The organism is Thioclava sp. GXIMD4215 (genome assembly GCF_045291555.1).
Classification (GTDB): Bacteria; Pseudomonadota; Alphaproteobacteria; order Rhodobacterales; family Rhodobacteraceae; genus Thioclava; species Thioclava litoralis.
This window is the reverse complement of the sequence record NZ_CP149515.1, coordinates 1709474-1727652: the sequence shown is the minus strand read 5'-3', so window position 1 is coordinate 1727652 and position 18179 is coordinate 1709474. Positions and strand designations below refer to the sequence as shown.

The 18179-nt window shown below is 62.8% G+C and carries 17 protein-coding genes; 13 read left to right on the top strand and 4 right to left on the bottom strand.

All coding sequences use genetic code 11. From position 1 onward, the window contains the following. Positions 1–3: 3 nt before the first annotated feature. Genes tsaE through trxA form a run of 6 tightly spaced genes read left to right on the top strand, consistent with a single transcriptional unit; the run spans position 4 to position 8849 of the window. Positions 4–486 (top strand): tRNA (adenosine(37)-N6)-threonylcarbamoyltransferase complex ATPase subunit type 1 TsaE, encoded by a 483-nt coding sequence (tsaE, locus tag WDB86_RS08550; RefSeq protein WP_406735687.1) that lies wholly within the window; start codon positions 4–6, stop codon positions 484–486. Beyond that, on the top strand, positions 486–1463 hold the full coding sequence (locus WDB86_RS08545) for an aminoglycoside phosphotransferase family protein (RefSeq protein WP_406735686.1): 978 nt from the start codon (positions 486–488) through the stop codon (positions 1461–1463). Before tsaE ends, WDB86_RS08545 begins: the two co-directional genes overlap by 1 nt. Then, complete coding sequence (locus WDB86_RS08540) at positions 1439–2128, top strand: nucleotidyltransferase family protein (protein WP_406735685.1); 690 nt, start codon at positions 1439–1441, stop codon at positions 2126–2128. Before WDB86_RS08545 ends, WDB86_RS08540 begins: the two co-directional genes overlap by 25 nt. Continuing rightward, positions 2121–5102, top strand: coding sequence for a double-strand break repair protein AddB (gene addB / locus WDB86_RS08535; protein WP_406735684.1), 2982 nt, complete (start codon positions 2121–2123; stop codon positions 5100–5102). The genes WDB86_RS08540 and addB overlap by 8 nt, the downstream gene beginning before the upstream one ends. Then, on the top strand, positions 5099–8473 hold the full coding sequence (gene addA, locus WDB86_RS08530) for a double-strand break repair helicase AddA (protein ID WP_406735683.1): 3375 nt from the start codon (positions 5099–5101) through the stop codon (positions 8471–8473). The genes addB and addA overlap by 4 nt, the downstream gene beginning before the upstream one ends. Before the next feature lie 55 nt (positions 8474–8528). After that, complete coding sequence (trxA, locus tag WDB86_RS08525) at positions 8529–8849, top strand: thioredoxin (RefSeq protein ID WP_339108897.1); 321 nt, start codon at positions 8529–8531, stop codon at positions 8847–8849. A gap of 94 nt (positions 8850–8943) precedes the next feature. Here trxA and WDB86_RS08520 read toward each other — a convergent pair whose 3' ends face one another. Both WDB86_RS08520 and WDB86_RS08515 read right to left on the bottom strand, forming a co-directional pair. Beyond that, a complete protein-coding gene (locus tag WDB86_RS08520; protein ID WP_339108898.1) occupies positions 8944–9804 on the bottom strand; it encodes a hypothetical protein in 861 nt (286 codons plus the stop codon). A gap of 94 nt (positions 9805–9898) precedes the next feature. After that, the gene (locus tag WDB86_RS08515; RefSeq protein WP_406735682.1) at positions 9899–10819 is read right to left on the bottom strand and encodes a hypothetical protein; all 921 of its coding nucleotides are present in this window, start codon (positions 10817–10819) and stop codon (positions 9899–9901) included. A gap of 98 nt (positions 10820–10917) precedes the next feature. On the opposite strand from WDB86_RS08515, the gene hslV reads away from it, so the two are divergent. The 4 genes from hslV (at position 10918) to WDB86_RS08495 (ending at position 14831) form a co-directional block, all read left to right on the top strand. Further along, positions 10918–11472, top strand: coding sequence for an ATP-dependent protease subunit HslV (hslV, locus tag WDB86_RS08510; RefSeq protein ID WP_339108900.1), 555 nt, complete (start codon positions 10918–10920; stop codon positions 11470–11472). After that, the gene (locus WDB86_RS08505) at positions 11465–12574 is read left to right on the top strand and encodes a hypothetical protein (protein ID WP_406735681.1); all 1110 of its coding nucleotides are present in this window, start codon (positions 11465–11467) and stop codon (positions 12572–12574) included. Before hslV ends, WDB86_RS08505 begins: the two co-directional genes overlap by 8 nt. Before the next feature lie 3 nt (positions 12575–12577). Continuing rightward, on the top strand, positions 12578–13885 hold the full coding sequence (gene hslU / locus WDB86_RS08500; protein WP_406720216.1) for an ATP-dependent protease ATPase subunit HslU: 1308 nt from the start codon (positions 12578–12580) through the stop codon (positions 13883–13885). A gap of 166 nt (positions 13886–14051) precedes the next feature. Beyond that, positions 14052–14831 carry a DUF1194 domain-containing protein gene (locus WDB86_RS08495; RefSeq protein ID WP_406735680.1) on the top strand — a complete coding sequence of 260 codons (780 nt, stop codon included), beginning with the start codon at positions 14052–14054 and terminating at the stop codon, positions 14829–14831. Here WDB86_RS08495 and WDB86_RS08490 read toward each other — a convergent pair. Beyond that, positions 14828–15466 carry a Smr/MutS family protein gene (locus WDB86_RS08490; RefSeq protein ID WP_406720218.1) on the bottom strand — a complete coding sequence of 213 codons (639 nt, stop codon included), beginning with the start codon at positions 15464–15466 and terminating at the stop codon, positions 14828–14830. The genes WDB86_RS08495 and WDB86_RS08490 overlap by 4 nt on opposite strands. Before the next feature lie 87 nt (positions 15467–15553). Then, positions 15554–16210 (bottom strand): Tim44/TimA family putative adaptor protein, encoded by a 657-nt coding sequence (locus WDB86_RS08485; protein WP_339108905.1) that lies wholly within the window; start codon positions 16208–16210, stop codon positions 15554–15556. A gap of 156 nt (positions 16211–16366) precedes the next feature. On the opposite strand from WDB86_RS08485, the gene WDB86_RS08480 reads away from it, so the two are divergent. From WDB86_RS08480 to WDB86_RS08470, 3 genes are all read left to right on the top strand, one after another. Next, the gene (locus WDB86_RS08480) at positions 16367–16897 is read left to right on the top strand and encodes an FxsA family protein (protein ID WP_406735679.1); all 531 of its coding nucleotides are present in this window, start codon (positions 16367–16369) and stop codon (positions 16895–16897) included. A gap of 53 nt (positions 16898–16950) precedes the next feature. Beyond that, positions 16951–17466, top strand: a complete 516-nt coding sequence (gene secB, locus WDB86_RS08475; RefSeq protein ID WP_406720219.1) for a protein-export chaperone SecB — start codon at positions 16951–16953, stop codon at positions 17464–17466. Between the two features lie 134 nt (positions 17467–17600). Then, complete coding sequence (locus tag WDB86_RS08470) at positions 17601–18125, top strand: isopentenyl-diphosphate Delta-isomerase (protein ID WP_406735678.1); 525 nt, start codon at positions 17601–17603, stop codon at positions 18123–18125. Positions 18126–18179: the final 54 nt, after the last annotated feature.

The following is an 18179-nucleotide window of genomic DNA, read 5'->3' as shown; positions in this document are numbered from 1 at the left end:
GCCATGAGCGCAGATATCCTGACCCTTCCTCTTGTCGACCCCGATGCCACTGCCCGGCTTGGCCGGACCATCGCCCCCTTTCTCAAGGCGGGCGATGTGCTGTTGCTGGGCGGGCAGATCGGTGCCGGCAAAACCCATTTTTCGCGGGCCCTGATCCAGCATCGTCTCGAGATGCTTGGGCTATATGAGGATGTGCCATCCCCGACCTTTACGCTTGTGCAGGTCTATGAGGCGGATCCGGAAATCTGGCATAGCGATCTTTATCGCCTGTCCCACCCTGATGATGTGCTGGAACTCGGGCTGGACGAGGCCTTTCAGGAGGCGATCTGTCTGGTGGAATGGCCTGACCGTCTGGGGGATCTGGCTCCGGCTTCGGCCCTGACGCTGGCGTTTTCCCTGACCGAAGAGGGCGCGTCGCGTCAGGTGGTGTTTTCGGGCGATGCCGCGTGGGCCGCACGTCTGCCCGAGATGTTGGGGGCATTCTGATGGATAGGGTCGACGCCTTTTTGGAACGGGCTGGCTGGGCGGGGGGCAAGCGCCTGCCGCTTGCCGGAGATGCCTCCGCGCGCCGCTATGAACGTATCACAGGAACGCCGCCTGCGGTCTTGATGCTTACCTGCCCGGGAGAGGAGCTTGACCGTTTTCTCCACATGACCAACTGGTTGGCGAGCCAGGGGTTTTCTGTTCCGCAAATCTACGCGCAGGATCTTTCGCAGGGGCTTTTGCTGCTGGAAGATCTGGGGGATGACCTGATCGCCCGGCTTGTGGCGCAAGATCCCGCGCGCGAGGCCGAGCTGTACGGTCTGATTACCGAGGTGCTGGTCGGCCTGCGCGATTGTGCCCCGCCGGAGGGGTTGGCAGAGCTGGATGCCAAAGGATTGGCCGATCTGACCGCGCTGACCGAAGAATGGTATCCCTGTGCCGCTCGGCCCGAGCTGTCCACCGCCGTCCGGCGGGCTTTCGCGCGGGTGGATGACGGCCAACGCGTTGTGTCCCTGCGCGATTTCCATGCCGAAAATGCGCTGCTTCTGGCGGAGCGTGAAGGGGTCGCGCGGCTGGGATTGCTGGATTATCAGGATGCGGTTCTGGCCCATCCGGCCTATGATCTGGTCTCGGCTTTACAGGATGCGCGGCGGGAGGTCTCGCGAGAGACAGAAACGGCGCAGATTGCATTTTACTGCCGGAAGACAGCACAAAATGCGGACGTATTTTCTGCCATCTATGCCTGTCTGGGCGCGCAGCGCGCTTTGCGTATTCTGGGCATTTTTGTCCGGCTTTGCCTTGGGGCGGGAAAGCCGCGCTATCTGGAATTCATGCCGCGCGTCTGGGCGCATCTGCAGCACAATTTGACCCATCCGGCCCTGTCTGAACTGCGCGACGAGGTTCTGCGGACCATGCCCGCCCCCGACGCCCCCTTGATCGAGGAGATACGCCTCCAATGTGCGACACGCCCGATAGCCTGATGCTGTTTGCTGCCGGTTTCGGCACTCGGATGGGTGCGCTGACAGCGGATCGCCCCAAGCCTCTGGTCGAGGTGGCAGGCCGCCCCTTGCTGGATCATGCTCTGGAACTGGTTGAAGAGGCAGGGATTTCGAAGGTCGTCGCCAATATCCATTACCGAGGTGATCAGATCGTCCAGCATCTGGCGGGGCGCTCGGTCGAGATTTCGGATGAAACGGATGAGATTCTGGAGACCGGCGGCGGGCTGCGCAAGGCGCTGCCGCTTCTGGGGCAGGGGCCGGTCTTTACGTTGAATACGGATGCGATCTGGACGGGGCCGAATCCTTTGGCCGCGCTGCGGGCGGCTTGGGATCCGGCGAAGATGTCGGCGCTGTTGATGCTGGTTCCGCCTGAACGCGCGACGGGTCACAAGGGCGCGGGAGATTTCACTCTGTCAGAGGGGCGCCTGTCGCGTGGCCCGGGATTTGTCTATACAGGTGCACAGCTTATCGATCCTGCTGAACTTTCAGATATTCCAGAAGGGGCGTTTTCGTTGAACCTCTTATGGGACCGTCTTCTAACTAAGGGCAGGGTTTACGGGGTTGTCCATGATGGCGGCTGGTGTGATGTCGGGCGTCCCGAAAGCATCCCGTTGGCCGAGGCGCTTCTGGATCGCGGCGATGATTGAGCGGGGCATTTACGCTCTGCCCTGTGGGGTGGATTTCCCGCGCGAGCTGGTTGCGGGGCTGATTGCGCGGATGCAGGACCAGCCCCCCGAGGCGATGGCGCGGGTGCGGCTGTACCTGAACTCGGGGCGGATGCTGCGGCGTGTGCGCGAGGAGTTCGACCTGCATGGCGCGCGGTTTCTGCCGCAACTGAAGCTGGTGACCGACCTCGGGCGGGCTCCGGTGCGGGGGCTTCCGCCTGCCGAACCTGCTTTGCGGCGGCGGCTGGAACTGGCGCAGCTGGTGGCGGGGCTGGTCGACCGGCTTCCGGGGTTCGAGGCGGGGCATGGGATCTTCGGGCTGGCCGACAGTCTGGCGACTTTGATGGCCGAGATGCAAAGCGAAGGCGTCACCCCCGATGACCTCGAGGCGCTGGAAATTGCCGATACCCATGCGCAGCACTGGCGCTTAAGTCTTGATTTCATTCGGATTGTTGCGCGCTACTTCGAGGCTGACGCTACCCCCGATGCCGAGGCCCGCCAGCGTCGCGTGGTCGAACAGATCATCGCGGATTGGGCCGAGGCGGGGCCGACGGACCCGATTATTGTGGCGGGGTCGACGGGGTCACGCGGGGCGACGGGGCTGTTCATGCAGGCGGTGGCGCGGCTGCCGCAGGGGGCGCTTGTGCTGCCGGGGTTCGATTTTTCCATGCCGGCGCATGCGTGGAACAGTCTGAAATCCGGTACATTTCCGATCGAGGATCACCCGCAATACCGCTACCGCGCGATGCTGGATGCGCTAGAGGCCACGCCCGCCGATGTGGCCCGCTGGCACCACCGCCCTGAACCCTCGCCCGAGCGTAACGCGCTGATTTCGTTGGCTCTTCGGCCTGCGCCTGTGACCGACCAATGGATGCAGGAGGGCGCGCATCTGCCGGATCTGGTTGCGGCTTGCGAAGATCTGACCCTGATCGAGGCCCGAGATCCCCGCGCCGAGGCCAATGCTATCGCGCTGATCCTGCGGGAGGCGGCGGAAAACGGCACCTCGACCGCGCTGATCACGCCGGATCGTATGCTGACGCGGCGGGTGGCGGTGGCGCTGGACCGCTGGGGGATCATTCCTGACGATTCGGCAGGGCAACCGCTGCAACAGACGGCTCCGGGGCGGCTCTTGCGCCATCTGGCGGCGATGCGCGGCGAGGCTCTGACGCTGGACGGGCTGCTGATCTTGCTGAAACACCCGCTGACCGCCACGGGCTCGACCATGCGCGGCACCCATCTGCGCTATACCCGCGAGCTGGAACTGGACCTGCGCAAAAGGGGCCCTGCTTTTCCCGACCACGCGGCTTTGGTGGCTTGGGCGAAACGCTATGATGACAAGCCCGATTATCTGGACAAGCTGACCTGGGCCAATTGGCTGGGCGCGTTTTTCCCTTTGCTGGAAGCGCCTTACGAGATGCCCTTGGGCGAATGTGTGACCCATCATCTGGCGCTTGCGGCGCATCTGGCGACGGGGCCGGATGGCACGGTCGAGGCCAGCGAGCTTTGGCTGCAGGATGGCGGGCGCGAGGCCTTCCGCGTCTTTTCCGAACTGGCCCGCGAGGCGGTGCATGGCGGCGCCTACACCCGCGCCTCCTATGCCGATCTGGTCAACCATTTGCTGCAGGGCTCGATGACGCGGGCGGGGCTGGCGGCCCATCGCGACATCACGATTTTTGGCGCGCTCGAGGCGCGGGTGCAGGGGGCTGAGCTGGTGATTCTGGCGGGGCTGAACGAAGGCTCGTGGCCCGAGGCGCCCGATCCCGACCCGTGGTTGTCGCGGCAGATGCGGCTTCAGGCGGGGCTGTTGCTGCCCGAGCGCCAGACGGGGCTTTCGGCGCATGACTTCCAGCAGGCGGTGGGCGCGCCGCGTGTTGTCCTGACCCGTGCGCGGCGCGATGCCGAGGCCGAGACCGTGCCCTCGCGCTGGGTGAACCGGATGGTAAACCTGATGTCCGGCCTGCCCGATAAACGCGGCCCCGAGGCGCTGGCTCAGATGCGCGAGCGCGGCGCGAAATGGCTGGGGCTGGCGTCGAGCCTTGACCGCCCGCAGGGCGAGACCAAGCCCGCGCGTCGCCCTTCGCCGCGTCCTCCGGTCGAGGCGCGCCCGAAGGATCTGTCGGTCACGCAGGTCAAGACGCTGATCCGCGACCCTTACGCGATTTACGCCCGCAAGGTGCTAAAACTCTATCCTCTCAACCCTTTGCGGCCCGAACCGGACCCGCTTTTGCGCGGCAATGTGCTGCATGAGATCGTCGAGCGTTTCGTGCGCCAGCGTCCCGAGGGGGAGGACCCCGCCTTGGGCGCGGCGCGGCTGATCGCGATTGCCGAGGATGTCCTGCGCGAGGAGGTGCCATGGCCCTCGGTGCAGCGGCTCTGGCTGGCGCGGATCACCAAGATCGCGCGGCGCTTTGCCGTGGACGAAGCCGCGCGGGCCAAACTGGGCACGCCCGCGATTATCGAAGAAAAGACCGGGCTGCCCTTGCCAAATCTGGACTTCAAGCTGACCGCCAAACCTGACCGGATCGATATTCTGGAAAACGGGCTGAGCCGGATTTATGATTATAAATCAGGCTCTCCGCCCTCGGCGGGCGAGATGATCCACTTTGACAAGCAGATGCTTTTAGAGGCCGCGATGGTCACCCGTGGCGCCTTCAAGCAGATCGGCCCGCGTGAGGTTGAGGGCATGACCTATATCCGTCTGGGCGGCGAGGGCGAGACGGCCCATCACAGCACGACCGTCGAATTCAAGCCCCGCGGCGGCGAGACCCAGACCGAGACGGCGGAAGAGGCCTGGGCCAAATTCTGCAAGCTGGTGGCGACCTATATGAAGCCCGCCCAAGGCTTTACTGCGCGGCGTGCAATGCATGGGGCGCAGGACCGCAGCGATTATGACCAGCTTTCGCGCTACGGCGAATGGGAGCTGAGCGAGACACCCGATGGGGAGGATCTGACATGAGCGCCCCCAATGATGCGACGATCCGCCAGATCCGCGCGGCCTCTCCGACCGCCTCGACATGGCTTTCGGCCAATGCGGGCTCGGGCAAGACGCGGGTTCTGACAGACCGCGTGGCGCGGCTGTTGCTGAACGGGACCGAGCCGCAGAAGGTGCTGTGCCTGACCTACACCAAGGCCGCCGCGACCGAGATGCAGAACCGTCTTCTGAAACGTCTGGGCGAATGGGCGATGCTGTCCGATGCGGCACTGCGTCAGCAACTGCTTGATCTGGGTGAGGAAATTACCATTGACGCCGACCGTCTGGCCGAAGCGCGCAGGCTCTTTGCCAAGGCGATCGAGACGCCGGGCGGGCTGAAGATCCAGACGATCCACTCCTTCTGTGCGGCGCTTCTGCGGCGGTTTCCGCTGGAGGCTGGCGTGCCGCATGGGTTTTCCGAAATGGATGACCGCTCGGGTGATCTGCTGCGTCAGGCGATTTTGGAGGATATCGCCACGGGCGAGGACTGCCCCGTGCTGGACGGCTTGGTTCGGTATTATTCAACCGATGATCTGGGCGGGCTGCTGGCCAATATCGCGGGTAATAAGGATGGTTTTGCCCAGGATCTGACCCGCGACCAGGTCTTGGCGCTTTACGGTCTGCCGGCCGGGTTTGACGGGCAGGCGCTGGTGGATGAGGTCTTTGATACGCATGACCTGAAGATCCTGCGCGATATGGTGGCACTTATGGGCAAAGGGTCCTCGAGTGATGCCAAGAACGCGCTGAAGCTGGGGCTGATCTCGGGGGCGGACCTCAGCGCACTGGCCATTCTGGAGGATGTCTGCCTGACGGGTGCATCGGCCAAGGTGCCCTTTAGCGCCAAGATCGGGTCGCTGCCCACCAAGGCTACGCAGAAGGCCGCAGGCGCTTTGATGGACCCGTTCAACGAGCTGATGGAGCGGGTCGAACAGGCCCGCCCGATGCGGCTTGGGTTGCAGGCTGCTGATCGTACCGAGGCGTTGCAGAATTTCGCGCGGGTCTTCCTGCCGAAGCTTGAGGCCGCGAAGGCGGCACGCGGCTGGCTGGATTTCGACGATCTGATCGAACGGGCGGGGCGGCTTTTGTCGGATAGCACCATGGCGCAATGGGTGCTGTTCCGGCTGGATGGCGGGATCGATCATATTCTGGTGGATGAGGCGCAGGATACCTCGCCCAGCCAGTGGCGCGTGATCGAGCGTCTGGCCGATGAGTTTACCGCAGGCGAGGGCGCGCGCGACGAGACCCGCACGATCTTCGTGGTGGGCGACCGCAAACAGTCGATCTATTCCTTCCAAGGTGCCGATCTGCGGGCTTTTGAAGCGATGCAGCGGCATTTCGCGCAGAAATTCGCAGCCGTCGGGCGGCCCCTGCAGGAGGCGCAGCTTTTGCATAGTTTCCGCTCGTCTCGGGCGGTGCTGGGGCTGACCGATATGACCTTCTCGGGCGAAGCCAATGAGGGCTTGGGTGGTGCGCCTGAACATATTGCTTTCTTTGACAAAATGCCCGGTCGGGTGGATCTGTGGCCGCTGGTTGAAAAGGTCGAGACCGAGCAGGAAGAGGCATGGGACAACCCCGTTGACCTCTTGACCGATACCGACCCGACCGTGGTTCTGGCGCGAACTGTCGCCGCCGAGATCCGCGCGATGATCGACCAAGGCGTGCGCCTGCCCGATGGCGCGGACAGCCGCCCGCTGCATGAGGGCGATATCCTCATTCTGGTGCAGCGGCGCGGGGCGCTGTTTTCCGAGATCATCCGCTCGTGCAAGGCCGCCGGATTGGCGATTGCGGGCGCGGACCGGCTGAAGCTGGGGGCCGAACTGGCGGTGAAGGACATCCGCTCCACTCTGGCGTTTCTGGCGACGGCGGAAGATGATCTGGCCTTGGCCGAGGCGCTGAAATCGCCGCTTTTCGGTTGGTCCGAGCAGGATCTTTACACGCTGGCCCAACCACGGAAGGGATATCTGTGGGAAGCCCTGCGTAAATCCGAAAGCCACCCCGAAACGCTTAAAATCCTGCAGGATCTGCGCGATCAGGCCGATTTCCTGCGTCCGCATGATCTGATCGAACGGCTGCTGACCCGCCATGGCGGGCGCGAGAAGCTGATCGCGCGGCTCGGGGTCGAGGCCGAGGATGGCATCGACGAGCTGATCTCGCAGGCGCTGGCCTTTGAACGCGCCGAGGTGCCCAGCCTGACGGGGTTCCTTGTGTGGCTGGATGCCGATGATGTCGAGGTGAAGCGCCAGCTTGAGGGCGCGGGGCGGTCCATTCGGGTGATGACGGTGCATGGGTCCAAGGGGCTTGAGGCGCCGGTGGTCATTCTGCCCGATACCGGCAAGCCGCATATCAAGGCGCGTCCGTTGAATATCTACCGGCTTGAGGATGGCACGGCGGCTTGGGCCGCGCCCTCGGCTGACCGCCCGCCGGAAGAGGCGGATGCGCAGGCGGCCAATGTCGCGCGCCAGACCGAAGAGAGGATGCGGCTGCTGTATGTGGCGATGACACGGGCCGAGAAATGGCTGATTGTGGGCGCTCAGGGGAAGGTCGGAGAGGGCGATGACAGCTGGTATTCGATGATTTCCAACGGTCTTTTGCAGGCAGGTGACCGGCCTGCCACGGGGCTGTCGCCCGAGTTGCAATCCTTGGGCGAGATCCGCCGTGTGCAGCATGGCGACTGGCCGGAAAACGGGTTCAAGGCGGGCAGGGTGGTCGATACCTATCCCGCTTTGCCCGAATGGGCGCAGATGCCCGCCTTGCGCCCCGAGCGGCCCAAGCGCGTGCTGACGCCCTCGGATCTGGGCGGGGCGAAGGCTCTGGCGGGGGATTTGCCCGGTGTCTTCGATGAAGAGGCCGCCAAGCGGCGCGGGCGGCAGATCCACCTTTTGCTGGAACATCTGCCCAACTGGCCCGAGGACGACTGGGAGGATTGGGCGCGCGATCTGCTGTTGACCGGCGAGGATGCCGCCTTCGAGCATGAGCTTCCCGCGCTTCTGTCCGAGGCGCGCGCGGTGCTGCGCGCCCCCGAGATGCAGCCCTTCCTGGCGCCCGAGGCTTTGGCCGAGGTGGAACTGACCGCGCGAATGAATGGCGAGCTGATGCATGGGATCATCGACCGGCTGCTGGTGGGGCCGGACCGTGTGCGGGTGCTGGATTACAAATCCAACCAGATCGTGCCGGAGGATGTGGCGCAAACCCCGCTGGGTCTGGTGCGCCAGCTGGCCGCCTACCGCGAGATGCTGCGCCAGATCTACCCTGACCGCGCGATCGACTGCGGGCTGTTATGGACGGCAAAGGCACGGATCGATTGGCTGACTGACGCACAGATGGATGCGGCTTTGTGCAGTGACCCTGCATCTTGACGGGGCGGGGTCGCATACATAGGTTCTCATCAACTTAGTATTCAGGAGAAATCCCATGGCAACTGTCGCTGTTACCGACGCAACCTTCGATGCCGAAGTCCGCCAATCCGACGTTCCCGTCGTCGTTGATTTCTGGGCCGAATGGTGTGGCCCCTGCCGTCAGATCGGCCCCGCTCTGGAAGAGATCGCGGGCGAGATGGCCGGTAAGGTCAAGATCGTAAAGGTCAATGTCGACGAAAACCCCGAAAGCCCCGCATCGCTTGGCGTGCGCGGTATTCCGGCGCTGTTCCTGTTCAAGGATGGCGAGGTCGTTTCGAATAAAATCGGTGCTGCTCCGAAAGCGGCCCTGCAAAACTGGATCAACAGCGCGATCTGATCGCGGCTGAGGGAGACGGCCCTTAGGGTTTGAAACGGGGCCGTCAGGCTTGAAAAGGCGTCTTTCGGGGCGCCTTTTTGCTATGGTGTGTGGCTCAGCCCGTAGAATGGCCGGAAATCGCATAGATTTCGGGGCTGAAGGTCAGGTTGGTGGTGGTCATTGTGGTGACATCCGGACGGGCGCGGAAGCCCAGAGCCGCGAGAAACCCGACGAAGCTTCCTTCGGTCTGGCGGGTGTCAAGCCGGAGGAACTGCCCCGCCAGCCCCGCCATAAGCGAGGTGGTCAGGCTGAGGGCGTCGGTCTCGTTGGCGGCAATGACCGGCCCGATCACATGCCCCCGACCGAAACGGCGGCGCATCGCAAACCCTGTGACATGGCCGCATGTCTCGATCACATAGGTTTCGGACTGTTCCAGAAGGGTGGCAACCAGTCGGGATCTGTCGGCACAATAGCCGCTTTGATCAAGCTGATGGAGGCGCGGGCGGTCTTGCGGGCGGAAGGGCCGGACATTGCGCGCAAGGGAAAACCCGCAAGGCAGAAAGCCCTCATATCTGAAAACAGGCGCCGCAGAACGCACCCCGAGATCGCGGTAAAAAGACACGTCTTGCTGACAGGCATTCAGGAAAGCGGCCCCCGTGCTCTGCTCCAGTGCCTCGGTCGCAAGGGTCCGGAACAGCGCTGTGCGAGCGAGTTTGGGATGGGCGATCACCATACCGATGGCGCTGAGATCCCTGTGATAGGAAAAGGTCATGGCCGAGCCATGCACCCGACCTGCCTCGTCCACCGCCACGATGCCGGTGCCGCTATCCAGATTGGCCGCCCAATCCGCATGTCGATGGGGCCATCCAAGCGCAACGGACAGGCCATGCAGCGCCCCGAGATGCTCTTGCTGCATCGGCATAAGGGTCAGGCTGAAAGGGTCGATCTCGATCTGGCGAACGGGAGAGAAGACCATCGGCGAAGCCCCTTTGCGGCCATTGTGCCACGCGGCTGTGGCGGTGATCGGGCGATGTTTCCAGTTTTGCGCTTTCGGGGCAAGAGGACGCGTGTCAGGCCGTGGCAATGGAGGGTACGGGCCAGCCCTTTTCCCGTAGATGGGTCAGCAGACGGGTTTCAAACTCTGGTCGTCCGGCATTCAGCGCCTGATCGCGCAGGAACCATGTAAGATATTTGGCGAAATTCTGCCGTTTTTGCAGCATTTCCAACGCGGCATCCAAGCCCATATGCGGCACCGACCCCGCGATATGGTGAAAGTCGATCTGCGCAAAAAGCAATGCCGGTTTACGCAGGATATAGCCGTCGAAGGCGACAGAGGAATTCTGTGTGATCACATAGGAGCAACGGCGCAGGAGTTCGGGCGTGCCCCCCTCCTGCACACGGAAATGCGGGTAGCGATTGGCCAGCGCCACCAGTGTCTGCCGCTCCAGCGGGGTGTAGTCCTCGTTCGGATGCAGCGTTGCGATCACCGGCTGTGTGACGCGCACCATTACCGTCTCGATCATCTCCAGCGGGCTCATCGACTGGAAACTGCGATGTTCGCTCAACCGTCCTTGCAGCGGCATCAGGGCGAACCCTTCATCGGTGACGCGGGCATTGCCCAGAACACGTTCGCGCAGCGCCCGATAGAAATGCTTGGCTTCGGGGCCGTCAATCTGGCGCAGGGGAAATCTGGCATGGGCCACCGGCCATTCCCAGCGCGCGGCCTGCGCCTCGACATGCCAATAGGCGCCGGTATAGCTGCGGCGGCAGGTCAGCGCCCTGTCATGGGGCGGCTCTTCCATATGATAAAGCGCATAGCCCGGCTTTTCGGGGGCTTCGAAGCGGGCATTCAGCGTGCTTTCCTCCGCCGAGACCGTCCACCCCACTGATTCCATTGCGCCGGTGACACGCTGGAAAAAATTGTGCTGCCCCGCTTTCAGGCGGGCAAGGGCAGGGGGATCAAGGTAAAGTGTAAGATGCGGCTGGCTCATTTCGGCAGCTTTCCACCGCTTATCCGTTTCGGCAAGAGCGAAGGCAGGGTTGCAAGCGGAATCCTGCGCCTACATATCAGGGTCAAACGGAGGTCTATATGTCGGAAGATAAATTCCCGGGCTGGCACGGCACCACGATTATCGGTGTGCGTAAAGGCGGTAAGGTTGTGGTGGCAGGTGACGGGCAGGTCAGCCTTGGTCAGACAGTGATCAAGGGCACGGCGCGCAAGGTGCGCAGGCTCAGCCCCGGCGGGCATGATGTGGTGGCGGGCTTTGCGGGCTCTACCGCCGATGCGTTCACCCTGCTCGAGCGGCTGGAGATCAAGCTGGAGGCGGCCCCCGGTCAGCTGGCGCGCGCCTGTGTCGAACTCGCCAAGGACTGGCGCACGGATAAATATCTGAAAAACCTCGAGGCCATGTTGATCGTGACCGACGGCACCGATCTGTTTGTCATCACGGGCGCGGGTGATGTGCTTGAGCCCGAACATGATATCGCGGCCATCGGGTCGGGGGGCAATTATGCGCTGGCGGCGGCCCGGGGCTTGATCGAGACCGATCTGGATGCCGAAACAGTGGCGCGTCGTGCAATGGCGATTGCCGCCGATATCTGCGTCTATACCAATGGCAACGTGACGGTGGAAACGATTGGCTGATCTGACACAGGCCGATCTGCGCGCGGCTGTTGCTGCGGGCCATCTGACCGAGGCACAGGCGGCCTCGGTGCAGGCGCTGGCGGCGGCACGGGCCAGCCACCGCGCCGCCGAAGACGAGCCTTTCGAGCTGTTTCGCGGTTTTGCCGAGATTTTCGTCACGGTGGGCTTGGGCATCCTGATTGCGGGGGCCTTCGGGCTGACCCTGACCGCAGGGGTGCTATTGCCCGACCCGCAGACGGTCTTCGCCACGGGCGTGGTGGCCATCTATGCCGTCTGGGCGGTGATCGCCTGGTGTCTGGCGGAGTATTTCACCCGCAGACGGCGGATGGTGCTGCCCTCGATCCTCTTGGTGCTGACCTATGGGGCTTCGGTGATGCCGCCGATGATCTGGGCTTTGGGCCATGTCTATGACCTGCAATCCAGCCCTAAAGCGGTGGTTCTGACACTGGCGGTGCTGATGGCGGGGGCACTGGCTGCGTGGTATCGCCGCTTCCGCCTGCCCTTCACGATGGTGCTGATCGCGCTTTGCGGGCTGGCGGGGTGCTTTGTGATCTTCGGCTCGACCAATGACCTGTTCACGGCGCCTTTCACCAGCTTCAACGAGACGATGGATCTGCGCAATTCGACCCTTGCTCTGGGCACGCTGATCTTCGGGCTGGTGGCCTTTGCAGGGGGGATGTGGTTTGACACGCGCGACCCCTACCGTATGGGGCGGGCCTCGGCCAGCGGGTTCTGGCTGCATCTATGTGCCGCCCCTGCGCTGGTCAATACCTTGGCAATGACCTTTATCGGTATGGGGCCGGGTCTGGGCTACGCGCTTCTGGGCCTGTCTTTGGGGTTGATCGCCATGCTGGCGCTGGTCATCGACCGTCGTTCTTTCCTGACCGTGGGCATCGGCTATCTGATCTTTCTGGTCAGCTGGCTGACCGATGCCGAAACCCCGACCCGTAGCTGGTTCGAGGTCTCTGCCACGGTTCTCTTCTTCACCGGCATTGTGCTGACCGCGCTTGGCGCGTTCTGGACGGACCTGCGCATCGCGCTGATGCGCGCCTTGCCCGACTTCCCCGGAAAAGCGCATCTGCCGCCCTATAAAACGGAGTAATCCATGACCAATCTCACCCCGCGTGAAATCGTATCCGAGCTTGACCGCTTTATCATCGGCCAGTCCGAGGCCAAGAAGGCCGTGGCCGTGGCGCTGCGCAACCGCTGGCGTCGCCAGAAGCTGTCCGATGACCTGAAAGACGAGGTCTATCCCAAGAATATCCTGATGATCGGCCCGACCGGCGTCGGTAAAACGGAAATCTCGCGCCGTCTGGCAAAGCTGGCGAAGGCGCCGTTTCTGAAGGTCGAGGCCACCAAGTTCACCGAAGTGGGCTATGTGGGCCGCGATGTGGAACAGATCATCCGCGACCTGACCGATGTGGCCTTGGTCGAGACCCGCGAGCATATGCGCGAAGAGGTCAAGGCCCGCGCGCATAGTGCTGCCGAAGAGCGCGTGATCGAGGCGATTGCCGGAGCGGATGCCCGCGAGTCGACCCGCGAGATGTTCCGCAAGAAGCTGCGCGACGGGATGCTGGATGACAAGGAGATCGAGATCGAGGTCTCCGATCCCACCGGCGGTATGCCGATTGGCATGATGGGTGGCCAGCCCGGCATGGAGCAACAGATGCAGGGGCTGCAGGATCTGTTCAAGGCCTTCGGTTCGGGCCGCAAGCAGCGCCGCAAGGTGACCGTGAAGGAAAGCTATGACCTTCTGATCGCCGAAGAGGCCGACAAACTTCTGGATGATGAAAAGGTCAAGGCGGCGGCTCTGGAGGCCGTGCAGCATGGCGGGATCGTCTTTATCGACGAGATCGACAAGGTCTGTGCGCGGCAGGAAACCCGTGGCGGCGATGTCTCGCGCGAGGGGGTGCAGCGCGACCTGCTGCCGCTGATCGAGGGCACGACCGTGTCGACCAAGCATGGTCCGGTGAAAACCGACCATATCCTGTTCATCGCCTCGGGGGCTTTCCATATTGCCAAGCCGTCGGACCTTTTGCCCGAGCTTCAGGGCCGCCTGCCGATCCGCGTGGAACTGCGCGCGCTGACCGAGGCCGATTTCATGCGTATCCTGACGGAAACCGATAACGCCCTGACTCGCCAGTATACCGCGCTGATGGGCACCGAAGAGGTGGTGGTGGAGTTTACCGAAGACGGAATTGCCGCACTGGCCCGCATTGCCGCCGAGGTAAACGCCACCGTCGAGAATATCGGCGCGCGCCGTTTGTATACCGTGATGGAACGGGTCTTCGAGGAGCTGTCCTTCACCGCGCCCGATCGTGGCGGCGAAACGGTGAAAATCGATGCGGCCTTTGTCGAGAAAGAGGTGGGGGCCTTGGCAAAATCCTCGGATCTCAGCCGGTATGTTCTGTAACATATGCACAAAATGCGGGCGCGAAGCAGGGTTTCGCGCCCCTTTTTATGCCCCGCTTGCGCGAGGGGCGCGGGGACAGGGGCAAATCTTATTGGTGCGTTAACTATTTTTGCCGACCCTTTCGGTCAGGCCCCGCAAGGGAGGCCGGAAATCGAGGGGAGAGCGCATGGGACTCCAACGATGGATGGTTGCCATTGGTTTGGCGCTGGGGATGGTGCCCCTTTCGGCGCAGGCGCGCTGTGATCTGGCTCTGGTGCTGGCGCTTGATATTTCCGCCTCGATCGACAGCCATGAATATGCGTTGCAAAAACAGGGTATGGCACGGGCTTTGGCCGATCCTCGGGTGGTGGCCGCCATCGAGGAACGGGGCGGTATCTGGCTGACTGCCTTTGAATGGAGCGGCACCGACCAGACTTTTGAAACGCTGCCGTGGGTTTTTGTGGACGGGCGCACGACCATTCTGGGCGCTGCCGAGCGGATCGGGGCAGGGGAAAGACCTGTCAGCAACTATCCCACCGCTTTGGTCTATGCGCTCGGTCAGGCCGTGATCACCTTGAGGCGCGCGCCCGAGACATGCGTCCGGCAGATTATCGACATCGCGGGCGATGGGATCAATAACGCAGGTTTTCCGCCCCGAAGCGCCTATGGCGCGACCGATATGTCGGGGATTACGGTGAATGCGCTGGTGATCGAGGGCGAGCAGCCCTCGCCCATCCCCTATTTCGAAGCACAGGTGCTGCATGGCCCGAACGCTTTTCTGGAGATTGCCGCAAGCTATCAGGACTATCAGCAGGCAATGACGCGAAAATTGCTGCGGGAAATCCGGCCTGCCTCTTTTGTGATGCTGGCGCCCGAAACGATGCTGTCTCTGGACGCATGGGGGGCTGCTGCGCGACTGCCGGATATGGGGCCGTTCACAGGGGGGGCCAAGGGGCGCGGCGGTTAGCCACGCAGCCTGCGCAGATAGACATAATAGGCCCCCTCGCCCCCGTGGCGCTGATGCGCCTGCGAGACCTGCATCACCACGGGACCAAGCGGGGGCAGGCGCAGCCATTGCGGCACCTGATGGCGAAGCACGCCGCGACGGGTGGGAATGGGGTCCCAATCCTCGACCACCTTGCCCTTGCCGGTGATCACCAGCACCAGCCGGTGCCCGTGATCTTGGGCGCGCAGGATGAAGCGGATCAGTTCGGGATGGGCTTCGGCCTGTGTCATGCCATGCAGGTCGATCTTGGCATCGGGTACCAGCTTGCCACGGGTCATCGCCTTATGGGCCTTGTGATCCATACGCAGCGGCTGGGCCTTGAGTGTCTCGGGGATGGAATGGGGCGGCACATGCGACCATCCCGCACGCGGGGTCGCGCCCCCCAGCCGCAGCTTGCCCAGATCGGCTTTCGGCAGATCGGGTTTGGTGCGTTCGGGCAGGGGGGGCTGAACGGGAGAAGACGGTTTGGCAGGGGGCGTGTCATCGGGTGGCATGGAAACCGGTTCGGAGGGGCGGCCGTGAAAAAGCCGCGTGGTGCGTGCCACACGGTTCCAAAGCTCGCGCTCTTCCTCGGTCAGTTTGCGTTTGCGCCCCATCACCGGCCCCGTGCTTCTGGCCGCAGCCCCATGCAAAACGCCGCCCTTCCGGCGGCGCATCGCGTATATATGGTCGCGGGGGCCACCTTAGCCGCCCGTCGCCACAAGCTGCCAGTTCGGATCGGAGGCGCCCATTTTGCGGGCGAAGGTCCAGATGTCACGCTGTTTGCGCGGCATGCGCGGATCGCCCTCGACCACATTCCCCTGTGCATCGCGCGAAACCGAGACCAGCTCGCCCACGAAACGCACGGTCAGTTCGGCATCATTGCTGCCATCGATCGTGGCGGCATCAAGGGTCATCTCGCGCAGGCCCATGAATTCGGCCTCGACGGTCAGGCCACGGGCTTTGCGATCCGCGATGGCGGCGGAGAAAGCGTCATAGACCTGTGCCGAGAGGAAGGGTCTGACCTCGTCCAGATCGCCCTTTTCGAAGGCCATGAGAATCATCTCGTAGGCGGAACGTGCGCCCTTGAGGAAGCCGCCCACCTCGAAGCTGGGTTCGAGACGTTTCATCGCCGCCAAGGCGCTGGCCGAGGAGGAGCCTTCCGGCACATGGTCGATGATATCGTGATCGGGTCCGCCATCGATAACCGTGAATTTCTGGGGATCGGCCTCCGGCTCTGCGGTGGGCGACTGTGGCGGACGTTCGAAGCCGTCTCGGGTTCCAAGGACGCTTTTGAGCCGCAAGATCAAGAAGATCGCAACGGCGGCAAGAAGGATAAGCTGGATGATTGTGTTGTTCATCTGGGTCCCTTGGGCGAACGGCTTTTGGTGGGCGACTTGGTATTTCGCTCCTGCGCACATATGTATGACACGAGGTCGTTCAAGTCCATGCCGTGATCAAAGCGGCAGATCAGGGATTTGGCGTGCGATATTATAGACTGGATCAAGGACTAACCCATGTGGATCTTTCTGGCCTTTCTGCTGGTTCCGATTATCGAAATCGGCCTGTTCATTCAGGTCGGCGGGCTGATCGGGCTGTGGCCGACGCTTGCGATTGTGGTGCTGACGGCGATTATCGGTACCTCTCTGGTGCGCTCGCAGGGGGCGCAGGCGATGGCCGAGCTGCGGCGGTCGATGGCCGAGCTGAATGATCTTTCACGCCCGCTGGCGCATGGGGCGCTGATCCTGCTGGCGGGGGCGCTTTTGCTGACGCCGGGGTTTTTCACCGATACCTGCGGTCTTCTGCTGCTGATCCCCGCCGTGCGCGATTGGGTCACGGGGCAGATTGCCAAGCGTGTCAGGGTGCAGGGCTTCCAGATGGGCGGGGCGGCGTCGCAGGGCTTTGACGACCCTGCGGGCTATGACAGCCGTAATCGGGGTATGGGCCGCAGTCCGGCAAACGGTCCGGGCGTGATCGACGGCGAATTTGAGGAAATTGATACGGAAAACCCGCCCCGTCCGGGCAATTCCGGCTGGACGCGGCATTGAAGAGAGCGGCACGCCAGTGCTAGACATTTCGTCAAAGTGATTTGGAGAACAAGATGACCGAAGAAACCAATGGCGCGACCGCTCCGGGCGCTGATGAGGGCCAGCAGGCATTGAAGATGCAGATCCTTGCGCAATTCGTGCGGGATATGTCCTTCGAGAATATGGTTGCGCAGAAAGGTCTGACCTCTGCGGATGTGCAGCCCGAAATGCAGGTGCAGGTCAGCCTTGATGCCAAGAAGCGTCAGGCGGATAACCAGTATGAGGTGATCTGCAAGTTCAAGGTGACCTCGAACAACAAGGCCACCAACACCGCGCTCTATCTGCTGGAGCTTGAATATGGCGGGATTTTCCACATCGAGGGCGTGCCCGCCGACCAGCTGCATCCCTTCCTGCTGATCGAATGCCCGCGCCAGCTGTTCCCCTTTGTGCGCCGGATCGTGTCGGATGTCACCCGCGATGGCGGCTTCCCGCCCTTCAATCTGGAAATGGTCGATTTCGTGCAGCTCTACCGTGCCGAGCTGGCGCGCCGCGCCGAAGTGCAGGCGGCCTCGGGCGAGGTGGCGAACTAAGCGTTCGGACCAATGTCGCGTTCGGGCAGGGGGCGCGTGCTGGTACAACGCCCCCCTGTGACGATCTGCCCCCGTGACAAATGACGCCGCTGCAAGCAAATCTTGCGGCGGCGTTCGCTATGGAGGTGTGTGCGATGACCGATCTTATTCCGGCCTGGATTGGCGAAGAGCTGACCCCAGTCGATAAGCTCGATGCACATCGTCTGGGGCTGCGTCACAAGGCCGTGTCGGTATTCGTCATGGCGGGCCGTGATGTGCTGATCCAGAAGCGGGCCGAAGGGAAATACCATTCGGCGGGGCTTTGGGCCAATAGCTGCTGCACCCATCCGCATTGGGACGAGGCGCAGCATGATTGCGCGATCCGCCGGATGCGTGAGGAGTTGGGCATTACGGGGCTGTATCCCAGCCATGCCGACCGTCTGGAATACCGTGCCGATGTGGGCAATGGCCTGATCGAGCACGAGGTCGTGGACGTGTTTCTGGCCGATGCGCCGCGCGATCTGGCGCTTGCCCCCAATCCCGGGGAAGTGGTGCAGGTGAAATGGGTCGATCTGCATGATCTGGCCGCCGAGGTGACCCGCCATCCGGAACGGTTCTCGCGCTGGCTTTCGATCTATATGACAGGGCATAAGGACCGGATTTTCAAAAGTTTGGGATGATCTGTGTGCCAAGTGGATCACTTTTGACGATCTCGGCAAGTTTCCCCCAAAATT

Excerpts from the sequence above, each read along its gene's own strand:
- tsaE (WP_406735687.1), top strand. The coding sequence starts at position 4 with ATGAGCGCAGATATCCTGACCCTTCCTCTTGTCGACCCCGATGCCACT.
- WDB86_RS08545 (WP_406735686.1), top strand. The coding sequence starts at position 486 with ATGGATAGGGTCGACGCCTTTTTGGAACGGGCTGGCTGGGCGGGGGGC.
- WDB86_RS08540 (WP_406735685.1), top strand. The coding sequence starts at position 1,439 with ATGTGCGACACGCCCGATAGCCTGATGCTGTTTGCTGCCGGTTTCGGC.
- addB (WP_406735684.1), top strand. The coding sequence starts at position 2,121 with ATGATTGAGCGGGGCATTTACGCTCTGCCCTGTGGGGTGGATTTCCCG.
- addA (WP_406735683.1), top strand. The coding sequence starts at position 5,099 with ATGAGCGCCCCCAATGATGCGACGATCCGCCAGATCCGCGCGGCCTCT.
- trxA (WP_339108897.1), top strand. The coding sequence starts at position 8,529 with ATGGCAACTGTCGCTGTTACCGACGCAACCTTCGATGCCGAAGTCCGC.
- WDB86_RS08520 (WP_339108898.1), bottom strand. The coding sequence starts at position 9,804 with ATGGTCTTCTCTCCCGTTCGCCAGATCGAGATCGACCCTTTCAGCCTG.
- WDB86_RS08515 (WP_406735682.1), bottom strand. The coding sequence starts at position 10,819 with ATGAGCCAGCCGCATCTTACACTTTACCTTGATCCCCCTGCCCTTGCC.
- hslV (WP_339108900.1), top strand. The coding sequence starts at position 10,918 with ATGTCGGAAGATAAATTCCCGGGCTGGCACGGCACCACGATTATCGGT.
- hslU (WP_406720216.1), top strand. The coding sequence starts at position 12,578 with ATGACCAATCTCACCCCGCGTGAAATCGTATCCGAGCTTGACCGCTTT.
- WDB86_RS08495 (WP_406735680.1), top strand. The coding sequence starts at position 14,052 with ATGGGACTCCAACGATGGATGGTTGCCATTGGTTTGGCGCTGGGGATG.
- WDB86_RS08490 (WP_406720218.1), bottom strand. The coding sequence starts at position 15,466 with ATGGGGCGCAAACGCAAACTGACCGAGGAAGAGCGCGAGCTTTGGAAC.
- WDB86_RS08485 (WP_339108905.1), bottom strand. The coding sequence starts at position 16,210 with ATGAACAACACAATCATCCAGCTTATCCTTCTTGCCGCCGTTGCGATC.
- WDB86_RS08480 (WP_406735679.1), top strand. The coding sequence starts at position 16,367 with ATGTGGATCTTTCTGGCCTTTCTGCTGGTTCCGATTATCGAAATCGGC.
- secB (WP_406720219.1), top strand. The coding sequence starts at position 16,951 with ATGACCGAAGAAACCAATGGCGCGACCGCTCCGGGCGCTGATGAGGGC.
- WDB86_RS08470 (WP_406735678.1), top strand. The coding sequence starts at position 17,601 with ATGACCGATCTTATTCCGGCCTGGATTGGCGAAGAGCTGACCCCAGTC.